The following is a 20343-nucleotide window of genomic DNA, read 5'->3' as shown; positions in this document are numbered from 1 at the left end:
TCTTGCGTTTTAACCATCTTTTAAGTATAATTATAATTATACTAAACAGGATTATACTATGGGAGAATTGAAATTTATCAACAGAAAAAATGAATTAGAATCACTTAACAGATTATACTCTAAAGAAGGCTTTCAGTTCGTTCCCATATATGGAAGAAGAAGAGTTGGCAAAACAAGGTTAATTCAGGAGTTTATCAGAGATAAACCCGCCATATATTATCTTGCCGATGCAGTTTCAGAGAGAGAACAACTTAAAAACTTAGGCAAAGAAGTCGGAATTTTTTTCAGAGACCAGATACTCACTGAGGCTGGGTTTAAAGATTGGTATCAGCTTTTTAGATATTTGAAAGATAAATCAAAGGATAGATTAATACTGGTAATAGATGAATTTCCTTATCTTATTAACTCTAATCCTGCCATATCATCAATATTTCAAAAGGGTATAGACCAATATCTAAATGACTCTCAGATATTTTTAATTCTTATGGGTTCAAGTGTTGGTATGATGGAAAAGGAAGTCCTCCATTATAAAGCACCTCTTTATGGAAGAAGAACCGCTTCCTTGGAAATCAAGGAAATGAACATATCAGCCCTTTTTGAACTTTTTCCAAACAGAAAAATCTCTGATATAGTAAAAATTTATTCTGTCTTTGGAACAATTCCCGCATATCTTGAAAAAATTGATACTAAAAAAGACATATTTTCAAACATAGAAGACCTTGTTTTAGATAAGAGCACATTCTTATACAACGAAGTAGAGTTCATCGTAAGAGAGGAATTAAGAGAGCCAAGAAACTACTTTGTAATTTTGAAGGCAATAGCACAGGGAAAACATAAACTTTCAGAGATTATAAATGAGACAGGCTTTGAAAAAAGCATGGTTTCAAGATACCTTGACATACTTAAATCACTAAGATATGTTAAGAAAGAAATTCCAGTGACAGAGAAAAACCCTGAGAAGAGTAAATTAGGTTTGTATCGTATTTTTGATAGATATTTTAACTTTTGGTTTAAATTCATATTTCCACACAGAAGATGGATAGAGATTGGAAGAGGAGATGTCTTATTGAATTACATAAAAGAACAGTTTGAGCATCATGTATCCTCTGTTTTCGAAGATGCCTGCATAGAAATATGCGAAATATTAATGCAGAATGGACTGGTAAAGTTTAACCATATTGGCAAGTGGTGGACAAAAGACAGTGAAATAGACATAGTTGCATTAGATGATGAAACAAAGACGGTTTATTTTGGCGAATGTAAGTGGAGCAACAAAAAAGTAGGCGAAAACATTTATCACGAGCTTGTTGAAAAATCAAAAAGTATCCTCTACTATGGTAAAAGGCAGAAAAACAAATACATTTTATTCAGCCAAAATGGATTTACTGATAGGGTCAAAGATTTGGCAAAGAAGGATGGTGTAATTTTAATAGACTGTAGCGATTCCTCTACTTTATCTTTAGGGTAAACTTTCATTAAAAATCCTTAATTTTCTAAAATTTTTAATTATAATTCAATATGTTATATCAAACTTTTTCGCAACAATGAAAATTTCCTGCATACGATTAAAATTAAATTTTATACATTCAATAACTTAATTTCTATTTATTTAAAAAATGAGCAAAGACTGGCTTAATGATTTATGGTAGATGCTGCTGCGCCGCAGCATCTACGTTGGAAGGATTTCTATAAAAATAATACTAAAAAAATAAAAAAGATTATCTATTACTTCATTTTCAATTTTATTAAAACAATCATGAGAAATTCTATCGCCTGTTATATGAAAACAGAGAAAACGTTCTTTTATCAAAAAAATTATCACTTAACATAATCAAATTTTTTTAAAACCTAAAAAAAATAATTTTCAGTCCAACTTTTAGAGAGATTTTTATTTTTTATATGAGATGGATAATTCACAAGAAAGGAAATATAACGTTAAGTGGAATATAAAAAGAAATGAATCAGAGGGGACTGAGAGTACTCTAAGGTTACTGAAGATTTCTGAGGTTTCTAAGATTCTTGGGATATCAAAAAGAACAGTTTATAACTATGTGAAAGAAGGAAAGCTTCCCTGTGTAAAGCTTTCAAATAGGGCATTGAGGTTTAGAGAGACAGATTTAATGAAGCTTATCTCTGAAAGAACAATCACCTATGAGCCAAATGAAAAAACAGATTTGATAGCTAAAAGAGTGCTTGAAAAAATCTTAAAGAGGGGGTAAATTATGTTAAGGACAAAGGTCTTTGACAATGGAAACCCTGTATTTAAGCCATAGTTAGGAGGTAACTATGGGCTTATACAGGAGAGGAAAATTTTATTGGGCTTCTCTAACTCACAACGGCGAACAGATTAGATTTTCTACAAAGTGCAGAGATAAAAAGGAAGCTGAGGCTGTTTATGCCAAGATCCTTCTTGAGCTTAAAATTGGCAATGTAGCAGTAATCCAACCAGAGAAAAAGGAAAAGATAACATTCAATCAGTTTTTTGTTGAGCAGTATCTGCCTTTCTGTAAAAAACAAAGTTCATATAATACAAAACGATACTCACTAAGTATGATTCCCGAATGGTTTAAGTCAACTCCTTTGATGGATTTCAATACGAGACACATTGATTTGTTTGTTAGCGAACTTGCAACAACAAGAAAACCAGCTACTGTTAACAAACTCCTTCACATTGTGAAGCACGCATTTAGAAAGGCTCTTGATTGGGAACTGATAGATGAGGCTACCTTTAAGAAGATTGACAAGGTTAAACCTCTTAAAGGAGAGACAAAGAGGCTTAAATACCTTAACCAAGAGGAAATACAAAGGCTTTTATCACACTGTGATAATTATCTTTATCCAATCGTTTTTACCGCACTTAATACAGGAATGCGGAGAGGAGAGATACTTAATCTTAAATGGGAGAACATTGACCTGCAAAATGGACTCATACTTCTTGAAAAAACCAAAAACGGTGAGAGAAGAGAGATACCTATGAATGAGAGCTTAAAGACACTGTTTAGACAACTTTACACACAAAGAAGGCTTGACACTGATTACGTATTCATCAATCCAAAAACAGGAACGAGACTTACCGAGTTTAAGAGAAGTTTTGCCACTGCACTTAAGAAAGCTGGCATAAGGGATTTTACTTTTCACGATTTAAGACATACTTTTGCAAGTCAGCTTGTGATGGCAGGAGTTGACCTGAGAACCGTTCAGGAGCTACTTGGACACAAGACAATTACAATGACCCTTAGATATGCTCATCTTTCAGAAGCTCATAAAAGAGAAGCTGTAAGGGCATTAGAAAACAAACTTTATCACAATTTTATCACAATTTCATCAGAGGCGAAATAGGAAGGCTAAAAAATCCTTAAAAATCAATAGGCGCGGAGGGGATCGAACCCACGACCTCTTCCGCGTCAAGGAAGCGCTCTCCCACTGAGCTACGCGCCTTTTAGTTTTTAATGTTGAATTATATATTTTTTAGTTATTCGTTGTCAATTATTAGCGAGTTATAGTTAATTTACGAAGAGAAAGTAAATTGTTTTATAAAACTTTTTGATTTTATTAATGCCCCCTGCAGGAATCGAACCTGCGACACCAGGTTTAGGAAACCTGTGCTCTATCCTACTGAGCTAAGGGGGCTTAAGAAAATTATAGCAAAAAACAAATAAAGTTTCCAAAATTAACGAACTGATAACGTCAGACCTCAAAATAAAAATTTTGCTTGACTTTTAATTTTTTGTTATGATGATATTATTCGTCTTCAGGAGGTTGATGTGAAAAAATTATTTCTAAAATACGGAGAAACTATTCTATCATTCTATGTTATTTTTGGTCTGCTTGGTAGCATTATTCTCGCTTTCAATGCAGGACAGGTCAGCTTTATTAAAACAAATAATATTTTACAGGCTTTCTTTGCTATCTTTTTAATTTCCTCAGGTGCAGTATTTGTACTTTCATTTGTTATCTATCTTTTTATAGATATTCGTGAAAAAATAAAAGATTTAACTGAAAAAAGACAGTAGTCCCTATTTTTCGCTTGACAAATTGAGTTATATCAAAGTAAATAATCAGAATATAATTTAAAAATGGAGGGGAAATGAGTTTAGAAAATTACAGGTTTCACAAAGAGCATACGTGGGTTAAATTGTCAGGTAAAAGTAAGAAAGTAAAGGTAGGAATAACTGACTATGCACAGGAATCTCTTGGAGACATAATCTACATTGAACTTCCTGAGGTAGATTCTCATGTAGACGCAGACACAGAACTCGCAGAAATTGAATCAACAAAAACCTCCTCACCTGTAATCGCTCCGGTAAGCGGTATAGTTGTCCAGATTAATGAAGAACTTGTAGACCATCCTGAAATTATCAATGAAGACCCATATGGAAAGGGATGGATTGCTGTTATTGAAATGGATAATTCAGATGAACTTGAAGATTTAATGGACCAAGAGGAATACGAATCCTATCTTGAAGAAGAGAAATGAAAAATATTGTTGTCATTGGAGGAGGTCCGGCAGGTTATGTATCTGCATTGACAGCAAGAAGAGTTGGTGCCAATGTTACTCTAATTGAAAGGGATGAACTTGGTGGAACTTGTTTGAATAGAGGGTGCATACCAACAAAAACAATAATACACTCTTTAGAAATCTTTGATAAGTCAAAAAATTTAAAATTCGATTCTAAAAAATTTCTAAATGATGAATCTGTTAATATTCAGGCTTTGATGGAAAAAAAAGATAGTGTAGTAGAAACACAAAGAAAAGGGCTCGCTATGCTTCTAAAAACTTCGGGTATCAGAATAATCAAAGATGATGCGGAATTATTAGACTCCAAGAGGATTCGATTAAAGCAAACATCAGAGATAATATCAGCAGATAGGGTTATTATAGCTACCGGTTCAAGACCTGCCGAAATTCCTACACTCAGATTTGATGGTAGCCGAATTATATCAAGCGATGATGTATGGAAAATCAAAGAAATTCCGAAGTCTATAGCAATTCTTGGTGCTGGTGCAATAGGGGTTGAGTTTGCATGGATTTTTAGTCTTTTAGGAAGCAAGGTAACCTTAATTGAGCTAATGCCAAGAATTTTGCCTATGGAAGACGAAGAAATATCCGTAGCTCTTGAAAGATTATTCAAAAAAAGAAAAATTGATTTTCATACGGATGTAAAAATTGAAGATTTGAAAAAAAATGATGAAGGGCTTGAAATTCTTCTTTCAAATGGGAAAAAGATAGTGTCCTCTCTTCTTCTTGTTGCAGTAGGAAGAGCTTACAATACAGAATTAACTAAAAATCTTGAATTAAAGTTTGGGAAAAAGGGAGAGGTTGTTGTTGATGACTATTTAAGGACTAATATAGAGGACATTTATGCAGTCGGTGATATAAATGGCAAATGGCTTCTTGCTCATGTGGCATACAAGGAGGGAGAAATAGCGGCAAAGAATGCTACGGGCAGCAATATCGTTATGGACTACAGCGTCATTCCATCAACAATTTTTACTGTCTCAGAAGTGGCTTCTGTAGGACTTAAAGAAAAAGAAGCTTCTGAAAAAGGGTTTAAGATAAAAAAAGGAATTTTTCCTTTCAGAGCTATTGGGAAAGCCCATGCAATTGGTGAGATTGATGGTTTTGTAAAAGTAATTACCGATTCAGCTACAGATACCATAATAGGCGCGCATATAATCGGACCGAAGGCTTCCGAGATAATTCATGAGCTTTCTCTGGCTGTAAAATTAAAGGTAAAAGCAAAAGAACTTAAGGAATTAATTCATTCCCACCCTACTCTGTCTGAGTGCATTGCCGAGGCAGTTGCTGACATTTACGGAGAGGCAATTCACAAATTAGACCGATAAGAAGAAATGCCTGACATAGTTAAAGTACTCTTAATCTTCATTTTCATACTTTTTCTTTTAAGCAGAAAAATATATATAGGCTATGCATTAATTTTTAGTTCTCTCTTGTTTCTTGTTTTTTATTCGATTGATTTTTACAAATTGCCATCAGTTATTTTCAATGGATTGACATCTAAGGTATCTCTAAATCTTTTTTTATCTCTTACCCTTATTAAATCCTTTGAATACGCCTTAAAACAAACTGGCCTTATGAGTAAGATGACAGAACTCTCACAAGTCATTTTTACGAATAAGAAAATTTCTATAATATCCATGCCTTTGATAATTGGAATGTTACCATCTCTTGGAGGAGCATATCTTTCTGCGCCAATGGTAGAATCTTCAACAAAGAACACCAATATGACAGCCGATGAAAAGGCTTTTGTAAACTATTGGTATAGACATCCATGGGAGCTTATCTTGCCACTATATCCAGGTATCGTTTTAGCATCTGCTATATCTGGCGTTTCTTTAAGAGATTTAATTATCTATAACCTTCCTATAGCTATAATTTTCGTCATCTTTGGATTTATTATAAGCATGAGGAATGTAAAAAACGAAGACAGTCAAGATAAAAAGGATATTTTCAAGAATATTTACAGTTTTATTCCCATTTGTCTCGTGCTCGTTCCCGTAGTTATTTTCAAGATAGACCTTTATATCTCACTTTTTTTAAATATTTTATTTCTCTGCCTTTGGTTCAAGGTCAAGATGAAAAAACTATTTGAAATAATTCGATATGGCTTCACCCTTGATGTTGTATTACTTGTGGTCGGTGTAATAATCTTTGAGGAAATGCTTAAATTTTCTGGTGCTGTAGATGCAGTTGCCTCTGAAATAACTCATTTAGGAATAGAGCCCATCTATGTTTTTATTTTTTTACCCCTTTTTGTTGGATTGATAACTGGAGTTAGCGTTGGATTTGTTGGCAGCACATTTCCACTTTTGCTTCATCTTAAGGAAACCTTCCCATATGAAATATCTCTTGCCTTTGTAGCTGGATACACAGGAGTAATGATTTCTCCTCTTCATCTATGTTTAATTCTTACCAGAAACTACTTTAAAGCTGATATGAAAGGAATTTACAGAAAGGTTATTCCAGGAACTTTTGTAATGTTATTTTCGGCATTGATTGAATTTGCAATTTTAAGATATTATAGTTAAACTTTTCTGAAAGGAGGTCTAAGTAATGGGAGAAATTATTGACATTATAGCAAGAGAGGTTCTTGACTCAAGAGGAAACCCAACAATACAGGTAGAAGTTCTTCTTGAGTCTGGCATAACAGGAATTGCCACTGTTCCATCGGGTGCATCAACAGGAACAAGAGAAGCATTGGAGTTAAGGGATGGAGACAAAAAAAGATACATGGGCAAAGGAGTTACCAAAGCAATAGAAAATGTTATCAATGAAATAGCACCAGAGATTGTGGGCATGGAATCTTCTGAGCAAGAAGCAATTGATAAGTTGATGATAGAGCTTGACGGTACAGAGAACAAAAGTAAGCTTGGTGCAAATGCTATCTTAGCTGTATCAATGGCTGTTTGTAAAGCATCTGCAGAAGAGTGCGGGCTTCCCCTTTACAGATACATTGGAGGAACTCACGCAAAAGTGCTTCCTGTTCCCATGATGAATGTAATAAACGGAGGCGTTCATGCAGACAACAATCTTGACATACAGGAGTTTATGATTGTTCCTACAGGATTTACCTGCTTTTCAGAAGCCCTAAGAGCTTCTGTTGAAGTTTTTCATACTTTGAAAGGTATTCTAAAGAAAAAGGGACTTAATACTTCTGTTGGTGATGAAGGAGGTTTTGCTCCTATGCTCAAAAATAACGAAGAGGCAATAAAGTTAATAATCGAATCAATAAAGAAAGCCAATTATGCTCCTGGCAAAGATTTTCACATTGCCATTGATTCAGCTGCTTCAGAGTTTTATAAGGAAAGAGTTTACTCAATAGATGGTAAGGAGATGAACTCAGAGGAACTTGTAAGTTATTACGAATCTCTTGTTGAGAAATATCCTATTATTTCTATAGAAGATGGAATGTCCGAAGCAGACTGGGAGGGATGGGAATTACTTACAAAAAGACTGGGGAAAAAAATTCAGTTAGTTGCTGATGACCTCGTTGTGACCAATCCATCTATTATAAAAGAAGCTATGAACCGTTCCATAGCTAATTCTATTCTCATAAAGCTCAATCAGATTGGAACAGTATCAGAAACCCTTGAGGCAATAGAAATAACAAAGAATAACAAGTATACCGCTGTAATATCGCATCGGTCAGGAGAAACAGAAGATACTATGATAGCAGACCTTGCTGTAGCATGCAATACGGGCTTCATAAAAACTGGTTCACTTTCAAGAGGTGAAAGAATAGCTAAATACAACAGGCTTCTTCAGATAGAAGAAGAACTTGCTGATACCGCTGTCTATAGAGGAATTTCCGCTTTTTATAATTTAGGATTTTAAATATGCGAAGAAATGTCCTCAAAGAGCAGCTTATTAAAGAGCAAAAACGAAAAAGCTTAACCTTTTTGCTCATATTTGTAAGCATAATTCTATTCCTTGGCTATAGCTTCTTCTTTGGGGACATGGGATATTTAAAATACAGACAGCTTAAGAAAAATGAGCAGAGACTCCTAACAGAGATTAATTCAATTTCTAATGAAAACAACTCTCTGAAAAAAGAAATCGACTTGTTAAAAAAAGACCCGGCATACTTTGAAAAATGTGCCAGAGAAAAGTTTGGCCTTGTAAAGCCAGGAGAGATGATTTTTCAGTTTAAAAGCGAAGACAAATGAGTATTAATATCGCAGTACTCTGGCACATGCATCAACCCTACTATTATGACCCTTTGAAGGGCAAATTCATGCTTCCATGGGTTAGGCTTCATGCTACAAAAGATTATCTTGATATGCTTTTAATTCTAAAAAACTTTCCAAAAGTTAAGGTTACCTTTAACGTAGTACCTTCTCTTCTAAAGCAATTAATGGATTATGAAAGGGGAATAACAGACATTTTCTTTGAATACAGTCTTATTAAAGCTGAGGATTTAAGCCTTGAACAGAAAATTTTCATAATTGAAAACTTTTTCCTTGCCAACTGGGATACCATGGTAAAACCTTTTCGTAGATACGCCGAACTGCTTGAAAAAAGGGGTAAAAGTTATGGAAATTTAGAAAAAATAGCCAAAAAATTTACCCCTCAGGATATACGAGACCTGCAAGTTCTATTTAATCTCACCTGGATTGACCCCCTGCACCGAAACGAAGACCCTGTTCTGATTGAAATAATAAAAAAAGGACGAAATTTTTCAGAGGAAGAAAAGAGTTATATTCTTGATAAACATCTCAATCTAATGAGAAAAATCATACCCACTTACAGAGAAATGTTTAACTCAGGCCAGATAGAACTTTCGGTAACACCATTTTATCATCCTATTTTACCGCTTCTCTGTGATAACTACAAAGCAAAAGAATGCATGCCCTGGGTCACACTTCCAGAGAATAACTTCAGAGCACCTGAAGATGCAGAAACACAGATTAAGAAAGCCATTGATTTTTTTGAAGAAACCTTTGGCTCAAAACCGAAGGGAATGTGGCCATCAGAGGGGTCTGTGAGTGAGGAGGTTATAAGGCTAATTAATAAGGCAGGAATAAAATGGATTGCTACTGATGAAGAAATACTTGAAAAATCTTTAGGTGTTAAGATAAGACATGCTGGGAACTTAATAGCTCCTGACTTACTCTATAGGACTTACAATTTCGAGGGAGTTGATATTTTTTTCAGAGACCACGTTCTCTCTGACCTAATAGGTTTTGTCTACTCTCGTTGGGATGCTAAAAAGGCTGTAGATGATTTTATTGGAAAAATTAAAAAATCCCCTCCTAATTCAATTGTTTCTGTAATACTCGATGGAGAGAACGCTTGGGAGTATTATGAAAATGACGGCTTCGATTTTTTGAATGCCCTCTATGAAAAACTACAAAATGACAAAGAACTGACCACAGTAACATTCTCCGAATACCTATCAGTTAACAATGAGAGAAAATCATTAAGTAAAGTTTTTCCGGGCTCGTGGATAAATGCGAATTTTTCAATATGGATAGGACATGAAGAGGATAATCTTTCTTGGGACTATCTCTACAAAACAAGACAGGAACTTATAAAATTCAGACAAGAAAACCCCCAAGTAAATTTATCAGAAGCGTGGGAAGAAATTTACATTGCCGAAGGAAGCGACTGGAACTGGTGGTATGGGGATGAGCATTATACAGACACAAAAGACGTGTTTGACGAGATTTACAGACATCATCTAATGAGCGTATATCTTAAAATCGGAAAAGAACCTCCAGACTTTCTACATATTCCAATCAGCAAAGCTATGAGAGAAATCAAACCTGAACTTGAACCAAAAGGTTTTATATATCCAAAAATAGACGGTAAAGTAACAGGATACTTTGAATGGCTCGAAGCAGGAAAATTCAATTTAGAGAGACTCGGAGGAAGCATGCACCGGTCAGAAAGTCTCTTCAGCTATCTGTATTACGGATTTAACAGAAAAAGCCTGTTTATAAGATTAGACCCCAGATATCCTTTGAAAGAAATAGAAGAGCTTAAAATTAACATTGTAATCTTTGAGCCTCGAAGCATAAAAATTACATACGACGACTTTAAAAAAAGGTTAGCTTCAGTAATGATAAGGGACGGAGAAAATTGGATAAAAAAGGATGAGATAGATACTGTAGCCTATGAGGAAATTGTCGAAATTGAATTACCCTTTGACATAATAGAAATCAAACAAGAAGAGAACATTTGTTTCCTGATAGAGATATTAAAAAATAGCTACATAGTTGAAAAAATACCCTTTACAGGCTTCATAAAAGTTCATGTTCCTACCCCTGACTTCGATAAACTAATGTGGCTTTAAGAGTTTAAGGCATTAGGTTGACTTAGTGACAACAGATTTTGTTAAACTTCTTTAATTACAAATAAAAGGAGAAAAAAGATGAAAAGTTTTAATTTTTTTATATTTGCTATCTCTGCTTTCTTATTTATTTCGGGTTGTAATATTTCTCCAAATCCTTGCGGAAATGTAAAAGAGGAATCAATTAAAGAACAACTCAAAGTTGATTTCGAAAAAATTGTTGAAAAAAACGAGATAAAAGATACAAATCTCTGTCAAATCGTAATACTGAGAGGTGGTAGTTATAACATATTTTATGCCTTTCCGGATGGTAAAACTTTTATATTTGGTGATATTTATAGAAATGGTGAATTCTTGGCTAAAACAACTCTAAATAGGCTTCAACAAGAAGTATTTAAAAACCTAAAAGACGAGCTCAACAAAGTGGTAGCTTTCTCATATAAGCCAGAAGGAGCAGATAAATACGTTTACATGATTACAGACCCAGACTGTCCATTCTGCGAACAGGCAAAAGAAGCTGTTAAGACATGGGCAGATAAGAGAAAAGTTGAGGTCAAGGTTATATTATTCCCACTTGAAAGGCTTCATCCACAGGCAAAAGAAAAATCTATAAAAGCTATTTGTTCAGGAATGGATTATAACGGCTACTTAAATTCAAAGTGGACAGGTCAGATATGTGAAGAGGGAAATAAGAAAATTGAAGCTTCTGTTACACTTATGCCAAAACTTCAGATAAACGGAACTCCTACATTCATATCGCAAAATGGAAAGAGAATGGTAGGTTTTTCTCCCGAAGGACTTGACAATATCATACAGTAAAAGCTTTTTCCTTAAGAAAATCATAGAAAAGTTGGTGCACAAAGGGCAAACTCCTCTTAGAGTTTCTTGCTATGTAAAAGACTCTTTTCATCTCGTAATTGTCAATCTTCACTGCTTTAAGTCTTTTGCATTCTATCTCATCTTTGATTGAATGTATGGAAAGAATTGAAATACCAACTCCTTTTTTTATTGCTTCTTTAATTGCGTCTGTGCTGCCAAGGGTGCAAACAATCCTTAAATTATCTAAATTGACACCAATCTTACTAAGCCATTTTTCCATCTCCTTTCTTGTTCCAGAACCTTCCTCTCGCATTATAAAAGGATACTCCGATAACTCTTTGGGGGAGATATAACTCTTCTTAAAGGGGTAAGGAGTTGCAATGACAAGTTCATCATTCATAAATGGCTCATATTTAATTCGAGGGTCTTTTATTGCAGTGCCTACAACTCCAATTAATATTTCTCCAGAGATAAGGCTTTCTATAACTGATTTAGAGTCCGAAATTAATATATGTAGAAAAATCTGAGGATATTTTTTATTAAACGTCGAAATAAGTTCTGGTAATATGTAAGTTCCTGGAATGCTGCTTGCTCCGATTGAAACACTGCCAGAGGGAACGGTTTTTATTTTCTGAATAGAGTCTTTTATCAGTTCAATTTTTTCAACAATTTCAAGGGCTTGTTCGTAGAGAATTTGAGCATCTTTTGTGGGAATTACAGTCTTACCGACTCTATCAAAGAGTTTTAGCTCTAACTCATTCTCAAGAGTCTTGATGTGTTCACTAATTGTTGGCTGGGTAAGATATAACTCCTTTCCTGCCTTTGAAAAACTCCGATTTTTAAATACTGCTATGAATATTTTTAACTGATGTATATCCATTGTTTAAGTATAGCAGAGTGAACATTTAAGTTCAATTCTTTAGGCTTCAATTGAGGTTTTATGCCTTCAGATTTATTAATTTTCGATTATAATATTATTATGCTTGCAATTAAAAAGTTTGAAGAAGAAATTAAGAAGGGACTGCCTCTAAATATATATTTATGCCACTCGTCAGATTTATTTTTTCTCTCGGAATTAAAAAAACTCTTACTGGATAACTTTCCACCTCTCTCAGTAGAAGTATACGAGACCCCTGAAGAAGTAGACAAAAAAATTACAATATCATCTATTTCTCTTTTTTCAGAAAAAAGAATTATCGTTGTCTACAATTTTGAAAAAATAAAAAAGCTTGAAAAACGAATTGAATGGCTTGAAGAGATTACAAATGCTAAATTTAAAAATGTAAGCATGCTCATTCTTTGTAATGCCTCTTCAAAAGATATTGCCGATGAGATTTCATATTTGAAAAAGAAAAAAAATGTAGCCATTTTCAATCTTGAGGTCTCTGAAAGAGAACTGGCCGAATGGATAGTTTATAAGTCTGAAAAATTACAAATAAAACTCAGTAGAAGTGCCATATACTACCTCATAGAAATAACAGGAGCACAGCCCGGTTTAATCTCCTCTGAGTTAGAAAAGATATCCCTTCTCATAGACAATTCAAATGTTGATATATCCGATATAAAAGAAATATTAACAGAAACGTTAGAGTATAAGGCCTTTGACCTTGTCGAAGCAATCAAAAAAAAGGACTTTTCTGTAGCCTTCAAGATAATCAACAATCTTCAGCCCTCAGACTATGACATGGTTTTAGGCGCTCTTAATTGGCATTTTAGCAATCGAATAGCCATGAATGAAAGGGCATACTCCCTTCTTTACTCTACAAATGTAGCATTACGACAAGGAAAGTCTTGTAGCTTAGAACTGCTTTTATATGAGCTTTTAAAAGATTAACTTTTTATCCTTTCAGCCCACCAGTTTGCTTTATTTATTATCTCATCTTCGTCGCAAAATTGATGCTTACCTTTAAGAATTATAGGAACTCCGTTGACAAAGACATCCTCTATGTCAGAAGACTTAGCAGAGTATATAATTGTCGAATATATGTCATAAATAGGTTGAAGATGCGGTTTGTTAAGTTTCATAACAACCAAATCTGCCCTCTTACCAGATTCAATACTCCCTCTTTCCTTATCAATTCCCAAAGCCTGAGCAGGCCATATAGTCAGCATTTTCATACATGTTTTTACGTTAAGCACCGTAGGGTCAGCAGTTATTCCCTTCTGTATCTTGGCAGCAATGGATATTTCTTCAAGAATATCAAGATTGTTGTTACTTGCCGCTCCATCAGTGCCCATGCCAACTCTCACTCCCTTTTTAACTAACCTTGCAATCGGAGCTATGCCGCTTGATAACTTTAGATTGCTTTCAATACAATGGGCAATCCCTATTTCTCTTTCAGCCATAATATCAATCTCTCTATCATTGAGCCATACAGCATGGGCAGCTGTTATTTTTCCTTCAAAAAATCCTATTTCATTCAGATATACTACGGGTCTTTTGCCGTTTTTCTTCATACAGTCCTCTACTTCCTGAAAAGTCTCACTTAGATGAATATGCACTGGAATATTGTTTTTCAAAGCAAGCTCTTTAGATTTAAGAAGAGTCTCCTTGCTACACGTGTAAATAGCATGGGGAGCTACAGCAGGTATTACTAATGGGTCGTTTTTATATTTTTCAGCAAAATCTTGTGCTTTTTTTAAATATTCATCGGCATTCTTGCCAGAAGGAGTGGGGAAATCAAGAATTCCCTGACCTATAACAGCTCCTATTCTAATTTTCTTCACAGCAGAGGCAATTGAATCAGTGAAAAAATACATATCATTGAATGTAGTAGTTCCGCTTTTTAACATCTCAAGACAGGCAAGACAGGTGCCGTCAAATACAAACTCTTGACTTAAGAATTTACTCTCTTTAGGCCAAATGTGTTCTGTAAGCCATACCTTAAGTGGAAGGTCATCGGCGATTCCCCTGAAAAGAACCATTGCCGCATGAGTATGGCTGTTTATAAAACCAGGCATTACCGCTGAATTTTCATCTCCATAGATGTGAACTGCCAAGTTTTTGTATTTATCCAAAATTTCGTTCCTTTTTCCAATTTCTCTAATAATACCCTTTTCAACTACAACCGCACCATTTTCTATAATCTCTTCCTTTTCATTCATGGTAATTATGTATCTTCCAATAATTATTGAAATATCCTGCATGTAAGCCTCCTGCCAATTGATTTTAAATATTATAGCCCAAGCCTATACTCCTTTCAAAGCAAAAGGCATTTGAAAATATGATTAAAATCATAATATTGCTTAAATCTTCTTTGATAAAATGAAAGCAAGAAATATTAAAAGCACTGGAGGATAAACATGGCTAAGAGAGCTATTATTAATATCGATGAAACAAAGTGTGATGGTTGCGGGCTTTGTGTTAATGCTTGTGCAGAGGGTGCAATAAAGATTGTTGAAGGCAAAGCAAAATTAGTGAACGAAATTTTCTGTGATGGACTCGGTGCTTGTTTAGGTAGCTGTCCCAAAGGAGCCATAACAATCATAGAGAGAGAGGCAAAGCCTTTTGATGAAGAAGCAGTCAAGTTACATTTAAGATTAATAAACCAAAGGGAACAAACTCAATGTGAATGTTTAGATTTCGCTCATAATCATAAGCTTAACAACTGGCCAATTCAGATGAAATTAGTCTCCGTTAATGCACCTTTTCTAAAAAATGCCGAACTTCTTGTAGCAGCTGACTGCACTGCCTTCTCATTCAAAAAGTTTCATGAAAAAATCCTCGGCAACAAAAAGCTTTTGATTGCCTGTCCGAAGCTTGACGATGCTGGTTTTTATTTAGAAAAGCTCGCAGAGATTTTCAGGCTAAATAACATTAGATATATTACTGTTTTAAGAATGACTGTTCCATGTTGTGGTGGTCTTAGCTGGATAGTAAAGGAGGCAATGAAAAAGGCTCAAGTAGAAATTCCATTAGAGGAAAAGATAATTGATATAGACGGAAATATGAAAGAATAAAATAAGTGTAAGACTTAAAGGTTTTTTTATTTGGTCAATCGCTCTCTTTTATTGTAAAATTTTATCTATGCTTTCTTATTTATTGAGGCGATTTTTTCTAATGATACCAATTCTGTTTGGTATTACCCTAATCTGTTTCTTAGTCATTAATCTTGCTCCTGGTTCGCCTGCTATGCTTCAAGAAGAGATGTCTCCTAAAGCCTCGCCTGAGGCAATGGAAGCTTTGAAAAAACTTTACGGACTTGACAGACCTATACATGAAAGATACTTCAACTGGCTAAAAATGGTTTTGACCTTAAATTTTGGTAAAAGCTTTGTTGATGGAAGAGATGTAAAAGAAAAGATTATAGATAGATTACCTGTAACAGTAACATTAAATCTTCTATCTCTTTTATTCATTTTCTCCGTCGCAATTCCAATAGGTGTCTATTCGGCACTAAAACCGGGAAGCGTATTTGATAGGGCTCTGACTGTTTTTGTATTTACAGGATTTTCAGTTCCTACTTTCTGGCTTGCGCTGCTTGGAATGATTATTTTTGGAGTCAATCTCGGCTGGCTTCCCATATCGGGTATTCAGAGTGTAGGGGCAGAAGCTTTACCTTTTCATGAAAGATTGCTGGATTGGTTTAAACATTTAATTTTACCTGTTGTAATTATGTCTTTTACAGGCCTTGCTGGCATGTCTCGCTACACCCGTTCGAGCATGCTCGAAGCTCTCAGACAAGAGTATGTGAGAACTGCAAGAGCAAAGGGCTTGCCGGAGAGAGCTGTGATACTTAAGCACGCTTTAAGGAATGCCCTCTTGCCTGTAGTCACTCTCCTTGGACTTGCTATACCAGGATTGATTGGAGGAAGCGTTATATTTGAAAGCATATTCTCAATCCCCGGAATGGGTCAGCTATTTTACGCTTCTGCCATGGCAAGAGATTATCCGACAATCATGGGAATTCTCCTAATTGGAGCTTTGCTAACCTTGCTTGGAAATCTTATTGCAGATATTGCCTACTTTTTTGTTGACCCAAGAATTAGGATTAAGAGAGATGTTTAGTATTACAGCCAAAAGAATCTCAAAAAATAAAGTAGCCATCTTGGCCGCCATATTCATAGCTGTCATATTCTTAACTGCTGTTTTAGCTCCTCTTATTGCTCCCTACGACCCATATCAAATCAACGTATATAAAGTTCTTGAACCTCCTTCGGCAGAGCATATCTTCGGAACTGACGAGCTTGGAAGGGATGTATTTTCAAGAATAGTATACGGAGCAAGAGTATCACTTAAAGTCGGATTTATAGCCATGGGCATAGCCATAATCATAGGCACAATCTTAGGCGCAATAGCAGGATACTACGGAGGATTTATCGATACACTGATTATGAGAACAGTAGATGTGATGTTGGCTTTTCCAACACTTTTTCTGATTCTTGCCACTGTAGCTGTTCTTGAACCAAGTGTATACATAATAATGGTAGTAATAGGCCTTACAGGGTGGATGGATGTGGCAAGACTTGTAAGAGCAGAGGTTTTATCCATAAAAGAAAGAGAGTTCATTTTAGCTGCCAGAGCCATTGGTGCCAGTTCTGGAAGAATTATATTTAAGCATATAATTCCTAATGCCATTTATCCTGTGATTGTAGCAGCCACATTTTCAGTGGGCGGTGCTATTTTAATAGAAAGTGGTCTGAGTTTTTTAGGCCTTGGAATTCAACCTCCTGAACCAAGCTGGGGAGGCATCTTAAGTGTAGGAAAAGACTACATAACCGTTGCTTGGTGGATGAGCTTTTTCCCTGGCATAGCAATTTTTCTCACTGTCCTATCATTTAATCTACTCGGAGAGGCCTTAAGAGATGCCTTTGACCCAAAACACTGGGCAGAAGACTGATTACGCTGGCTGGGCAGAGAGTTGAAAGGAAAATTGAGCTTCTTCTATTAATTCAAAAACAGGTGATTCAGTAAGGCTTCTTAAAAAGTTTATATGCGAAGTATGTCCTCCTCTCTCAAAGATAAAATGTCCTTGAAGAGGAAAGCCTGCAAGAGAGAGGTCTCCAACTGCATCGAGTATTTTATGCCTTACAAACTCGTCTTTAAATCTAAGACTTCCTCCCACAACCCCTCTTTCATCAAGCACTACTGCATTTTCAAGAGAGCCACCTCTTGCAAATCCATTTTTCATAAGATACTGTATGTCTTTCAAGAATCCGAATGTTCTTGCTGGAGATATCTCTTTAATGAAATTTTGTTCATTGATTTCTAATGATAAAGACTGTTCCATAATCAATGGATGGTCATAGAAAATCTTATATGTTATTTTAAAGCCGTTATGAGGTTTAGCAATAATCCGAGACACTGCCTCTTCATATACAAAGGGTTTTTTGATTCTTAAAATAGGAATGGTCTTTCCTTGCTTTGCAATTCCGATTTTTAGAAGTGCCCTTGTGAAATCTAACGAGCTTCCATCAAGCACTGGTATTTCGCTACCATCCAATTCGATTAATAGATTAGTAATCCCAAAAGCATATATGGTTGCAAGAAGATGCTCAACTGTTCTAACCTTTATTCCATCAATGCCGATTGTAGTTGCAAAGGTAGTATCAGTTACGAAGGGAAGTTTTGCTTTTAAATAGATACCCTTATCTTTTCTGAAAAATACAATACCCGTGTCTCTTTCAGCGGGGATAAGCTTTAAGTTAATTCTTTTTCCCGTGTGAATTCCCACACCTGAAAGGGAAATTTCAGATTTTATGGTCTTCTGAAAAGGCATTAAATTTTGTAAGATGCAAATGACATGCCAAGATAAAAACAAATAATAGCAATATTTTCAAAAACTAACCTGTGGTAATAATACCACATAGAGAGAAAAACAAAAACAACTAATCTGACTGTCCACCTACCACTATTTCTGGAATTCTCACCGTAGGCATTCCATCTGTCACTGGAACGCCTTGCGAATTTTTCCCGCATGTGCCAATGGAAAAACCAAGGTCATTTCCTACCATATCTATTTTTTGAAGAATTTCCTGTCCTGTTCCTATTAGGATAGCCCCTCTGACTGGTTCTGTTACTGCTCCATTTTCAATTAAATATCCCTCTTGAACTTCGAAGACAAATTCGCCATTTACAGTATTCACCTGACCACCGCCCATTTTTTTCACAAAAAAACCCTTGTCAACAGAACGGACTATCTCTTCTGGATTAGCCTTCCCAGGAGCTATAAAAGTATTACTCATTCTCGGAATGGGATAATGCTCGTATGACTGTCTTCTTCCGTTGCCAGTAGATTTTTTACCCTCTTTCATAGCCGTATATCTGTCATAGAGATAATTTATCAATATTCCCTTGTCAACAAGCACTGTTTTTTGAGCTTGTGTTCCCTCATCGTCAAAAACATAAGAACCTCGCATGTTAGGAAGTGTGGGGTCATCAATTACTGTAATTGCTTCTGAAGCAATCCTCTGACCAATCTTACCACTGTAAACTGAAAGCCCTTCTTGAACGAGGTCAGCTTCAAGGCCATGACCAATGGCTTCATGTATCATTGTCCCGCCTGCCTCTGCTGCAATAACAACAGGCATTCTTCCGCCTTTTATTCTTCTTGCCCGTAGCATCATTAAAGCTCTCTTTGCTGCTTTTTCAGCAAGAGCTTCAGGAACTATCTCTTCAAACAGCTCAAAACCCTTTAGTCCTCCCTCTGCTTCATAGCCTGTTTGCAAAACTCCTTCTTCAAAAGCGGTTACGTGCACTAAAAAAAGCGTGTAAATACGCTCCTCTTCTGTATAGAAACCATCTGAATTTGCTATTTTTATTCTTTGTAAGGAATCGGTATACAAAACCCTAACCTGCCTTATTCTTCCATCCATTGACCATACATGGTCATTGGCCTTTTTTACAAAATTGAGTTTCTCCTTTATATCTACCTGCTGAGGATTGCTCTTAATTATAAATGCTCTGCCATTTATTTTTTTAAAGTTTAAAAATTTCTGGTGACATTCATTTTTTATTAATTTTGCAACGAGTTCCTCAATTCCGCTTTTGCTTAAATCATTTGTGTAGGCATAGGTTGTCTTGCCATCTCTTATGACCCTTACTCCAATTCCTTTATCAAAAGAAACAGAGCTTTTTTGGATTTTATTTTCCTCCATATTTATCTGTGAAGTCTGCCTTTCTTCCATAAAAATATCTACATAATCAGCTCTGATTTTATTGATAATATCAACGTAGACCTCCATCTTACCTCCCAATTATTCCTCTATTTCAACAGGTTTATCTCTTTCTCTGTCGACAATACAAATAAAACCAAATGGTTCTTTGAATGGATTTAAAAGTTGATGCACTTCATTAGGTGCTACATAGGCTATATCAAGATAATTGAGAGTTCGAGTTTTATCTGCAATCCTTAGTTTTCCCCTACCCTTTACACAGATTATGACATGAACATGATTGTGATACTCAAGGGATGACCTGCCTCCAGAGGATATTTCGAAATATCGCACCTCAAATTGGGCATCTTCGCTGTATACTATTGGAAATCTCTCAATCAAGCTCCAGTTGCCATAACTGCTTTTATAAGGAATATTTTTAATGCCCTGCCATCTATTATTTTTGTAACGTATTATTCTACTCTGGTTAATTATCTTTCTCTCTTTGATTTCGCAAAAAAAATTATCTTGTCTTTTTTTATTTTTCATGGTATATAATTATAACTTATTTGCCATTAGAAAGAAGCTATAAAAAACTATAAAAAAAGAAATTTCA

20 protein-coding genes and 2 tRNA genes are annotated in these 20343 nt (G+C 35.3%); 15 read left to right on the top strand and 7 right to left on the bottom strand.

Translation table 11 applies throughout. The annotated features are described in order from the left end of the window. The first annotated feature begins 58 nt into the window (after nt 1-58). From ACZ430_RS10250 to ACZ430_RS10240, 3 genes are all read left to right on the top strand, one after another. Nucleotides 59-1468 (top strand): AAA family ATPase, encoded by a 1410-nt coding sequence (locus ACZ430_RS10250; protein ID WP_297213082.1) that lies wholly within the window; start codon nt 59-61, stop codon nt 1466-1468. Nucleotides 1469-1904: 436 nt separating this feature from the next. Further along, nucleotides 1905-2219 (top strand): helix-turn-helix transcriptional regulator, encoded by a 315-nt coding sequence (locus ACZ430_RS10245; protein WP_297213084.1) that lies wholly within the window; start codon nt 1905-1907, stop codon nt 2217-2219. A gap of 67 nt (nt 2220-2286) precedes the next feature. Continuing rightward, nucleotides 2287-3339: a tyrosine-type recombinase/integrase gene (locus ACZ430_RS10240; RefSeq protein ID WP_297213086.1), complete on the top strand. Its 1053-nt coding sequence runs from the start codon at nt 2287-2289 to the stop codon at nt 3337-3339. A 27-nt stretch (nt 3340-3366) separates the two neighbouring features. Here the strand turns inward: ACZ430_RS10240 and ACZ430_RS10235 are convergent. Both ACZ430_RS10235 and ACZ430_RS10230 read right to left on the bottom strand, forming a co-directional pair. Next, nucleotides 3367-3438, bottom strand: a tRNA-Val gene (locus ACZ430_RS10235). Nucleotides 3439-3556: 118 nt separating this feature from the next. Continuing rightward, nucleotides 3557-3630 (bottom strand) — tRNA-Arg (locus tag ACZ430_RS10230). Nucleotides 3631-3764: 134 nt separating this feature from the next. Between ACZ430_RS10230 and ACZ430_RS10225 the strand changes: the two genes are divergently transcribed. From ACZ430_RS10225 to ACZ430_RS10190, 8 genes are all read left to right on the top strand, one after another. Further along, entirely contained in the window at nt 3765-4013 is a 249-nt protein-coding gene (locus ACZ430_RS10225; RefSeq protein ID WP_297213088.1) for a hypothetical protein, read from the top strand. A 74-nt stretch (nt 4014-4087) separates the two neighbouring features. Next, nucleotides 4088-4477, top strand: coding sequence for a glycine cleavage system protein GcvH (gene gcvH, locus ACZ430_RS10220; protein WP_297213090.1), 390 nt, complete (start codon nt 4088-4090; stop codon nt 4475-4477). Next, nucleotides 4474-5847, top strand: coding sequence for a dihydrolipoyl dehydrogenase (lpdA, locus tag ACZ430_RS10215; RefSeq protein WP_297213092.1), 1374 nt, complete (start codon nt 4474-4476; stop codon nt 5845-5847). The genes gcvH and lpdA overlap by 4 nt, the downstream gene beginning before the upstream one ends. A gap of 6 nt (nt 5848-5853) precedes the next feature. After that, nucleotides 5854-7050, top strand: a complete 1197-nt coding sequence (locus tag ACZ430_RS10210) for a DUF401 family protein (protein ID WP_297213094.1) — start codon at nt 5854-5856, stop codon at nt 7048-7050. Nucleotides 7051-7075: 25 nt separating this feature from the next. Further along, nucleotides 7076-8356, top strand: a complete 1281-nt coding sequence (gene eno / locus ACZ430_RS10205; RefSeq protein ID WP_297213098.1) for a phosphopyruvate hydratase — start codon at nt 7076-7078, stop codon at nt 8354-8356. Between the two features lie 2 nt (nt 8357-8358). Next, complete coding sequence (locus ACZ430_RS10200) at nt 8359-8688, top strand: FtsB family cell division protein (RefSeq protein WP_297213100.1); 330 nt, start codon at nt 8359-8361, stop codon at nt 8686-8688. After that, nucleotides 8685-10817 carry a glycoside hydrolase family 57 protein gene (locus ACZ430_RS10195; RefSeq protein ID WP_297213103.1) on the top strand — a complete coding sequence of 711 codons (2133 nt, stop codon included), beginning with the start codon at nt 8685-8687 and terminating at the stop codon, nt 10815-10817. The genes ACZ430_RS10200 and ACZ430_RS10195 overlap by 4 nt, the downstream gene beginning before the upstream one ends. Before the next feature lie 78 nt (nt 10818-10895). Then, nucleotides 10896-11633, top strand: a complete 738-nt coding sequence (locus ACZ430_RS10190) for a thioredoxin fold domain-containing protein (RefSeq protein ID WP_297213106.1) — start codon at nt 10896-10898, stop codon at nt 11631-11633. Here the strand turns inward: ACZ430_RS10190 and ACZ430_RS10185 are convergent. Continuing rightward, complete coding sequence (locus tag ACZ430_RS10185; protein ID WP_297213108.1) at nt 11623-12513, bottom strand: selenium metabolism-associated LysR family transcriptional regulator; 891 nt, start codon at nt 12511-12513, stop codon at nt 11623-11625. The genes ACZ430_RS10190 and ACZ430_RS10185 overlap by 11 nt on opposite strands. 60 nt (nt 12514-12573) lie before the next feature. Here ACZ430_RS10185 and holA point away from each other — a divergent pair, with 60 nt between their 5' ends. Further along, on the top strand, nt 12574-13467 hold the full coding sequence (gene holA, locus ACZ430_RS10180; RefSeq protein ID WP_464910588.1) for a DNA polymerase III subunit delta: 894 nt from the start codon (nt 12574-12576) through the stop codon (nt 13465-13467). On the opposite strand, the gene ACZ430_RS10175 is transcribed toward holA, so the two are convergent. Then, entirely contained in the window at nt 13464-14780 is a 1317-nt protein-coding gene (locus tag ACZ430_RS10175; RefSeq protein ID WP_297213114.1) for an amidohydrolase family protein, read from the bottom strand. The two genes, holA and ACZ430_RS10175, sit on opposite strands and share 4 nt — an antisense overlap. A gap of 156 nt (nt 14781-14936) precedes the next feature. Here ACZ430_RS10175 and ACZ430_RS10170 point away from each other — a divergent pair, with 156 nt between their 5' ends. The 3 genes from ACZ430_RS10170 (at nt 14937) to opp4C (ending at nt 17473) form a co-directional block, all read left to right on the top strand. Next, nucleotides 14937-15593: an ATP-binding protein gene (locus ACZ430_RS10170; protein WP_297213117.1), complete on the top strand. Its 657-nt coding sequence runs from the start codon at nt 14937-14939 to the stop codon at nt 15591-15593. A gap of 67 nt (nt 15594-15660) precedes the next feature. After that, nucleotides 15661-16641: an ABC transporter permease gene (locus tag ACZ430_RS10165; RefSeq protein ID WP_297213120.1), complete on the top strand. Its 981-nt coding sequence runs from the start codon at nt 15661-15663 to the stop codon at nt 16639-16641. After that, nucleotides 16634-17473, top strand: coding sequence for an oligopeptide ABC transporter permease (opp4C, locus tag ACZ430_RS10160; protein ID WP_297213123.1), 840 nt, complete (start codon nt 16634-16636; stop codon nt 17471-17473). Before ACZ430_RS10165 ends, opp4C begins: the two co-directional genes overlap by 8 nt. Here opp4C and lpxC read toward each other — a convergent pair whose 3' ends face one another. From lpxC to ACZ430_RS10145, 3 genes are all read right to left on the bottom strand, one after another. Further along, a complete protein-coding gene (gene lpxC, locus ACZ430_RS10155) occupies nt 17474-18352 on the bottom strand; it encodes a UDP-3-O-acyl-N-acetylglucosamine deacetylase (RefSeq protein ID WP_297213127.1) in 879 nt (292 codons plus the stop codon). Between the two features lie 109 nt (nt 18353-18461). Continuing rightward, the gene (locus ACZ430_RS10150; RefSeq protein ID WP_297213131.1) at nt 18462-19817 is read right to left on the bottom strand and encodes a TldD/PmbA family protein; all 1356 of its coding nucleotides are present in this window, start codon (nt 19815-19817) and stop codon (nt 18462-18464) included. A 12-nt stretch (nt 19818-19829) separates the two neighbouring features. Continuing rightward, nucleotides 19830-20276 (bottom strand): cupin domain-containing protein, encoded by a 447-nt coding sequence (locus tag ACZ430_RS10145; protein ID WP_297213134.1) that lies wholly within the window; start codon nt 20274-20276, stop codon nt 19830-19832. Nucleotides 20277-20343 lie beyond the last annotated feature (67 nt).

This window comes from Thermodesulfovibrio sp. TK500a (assembly GCF_055381765.1).
The sequence above is the reverse complement of the archived record's forward strand: the minus strand, read 5'-3'. Positions and strand labels throughout refer to the sequence as shown.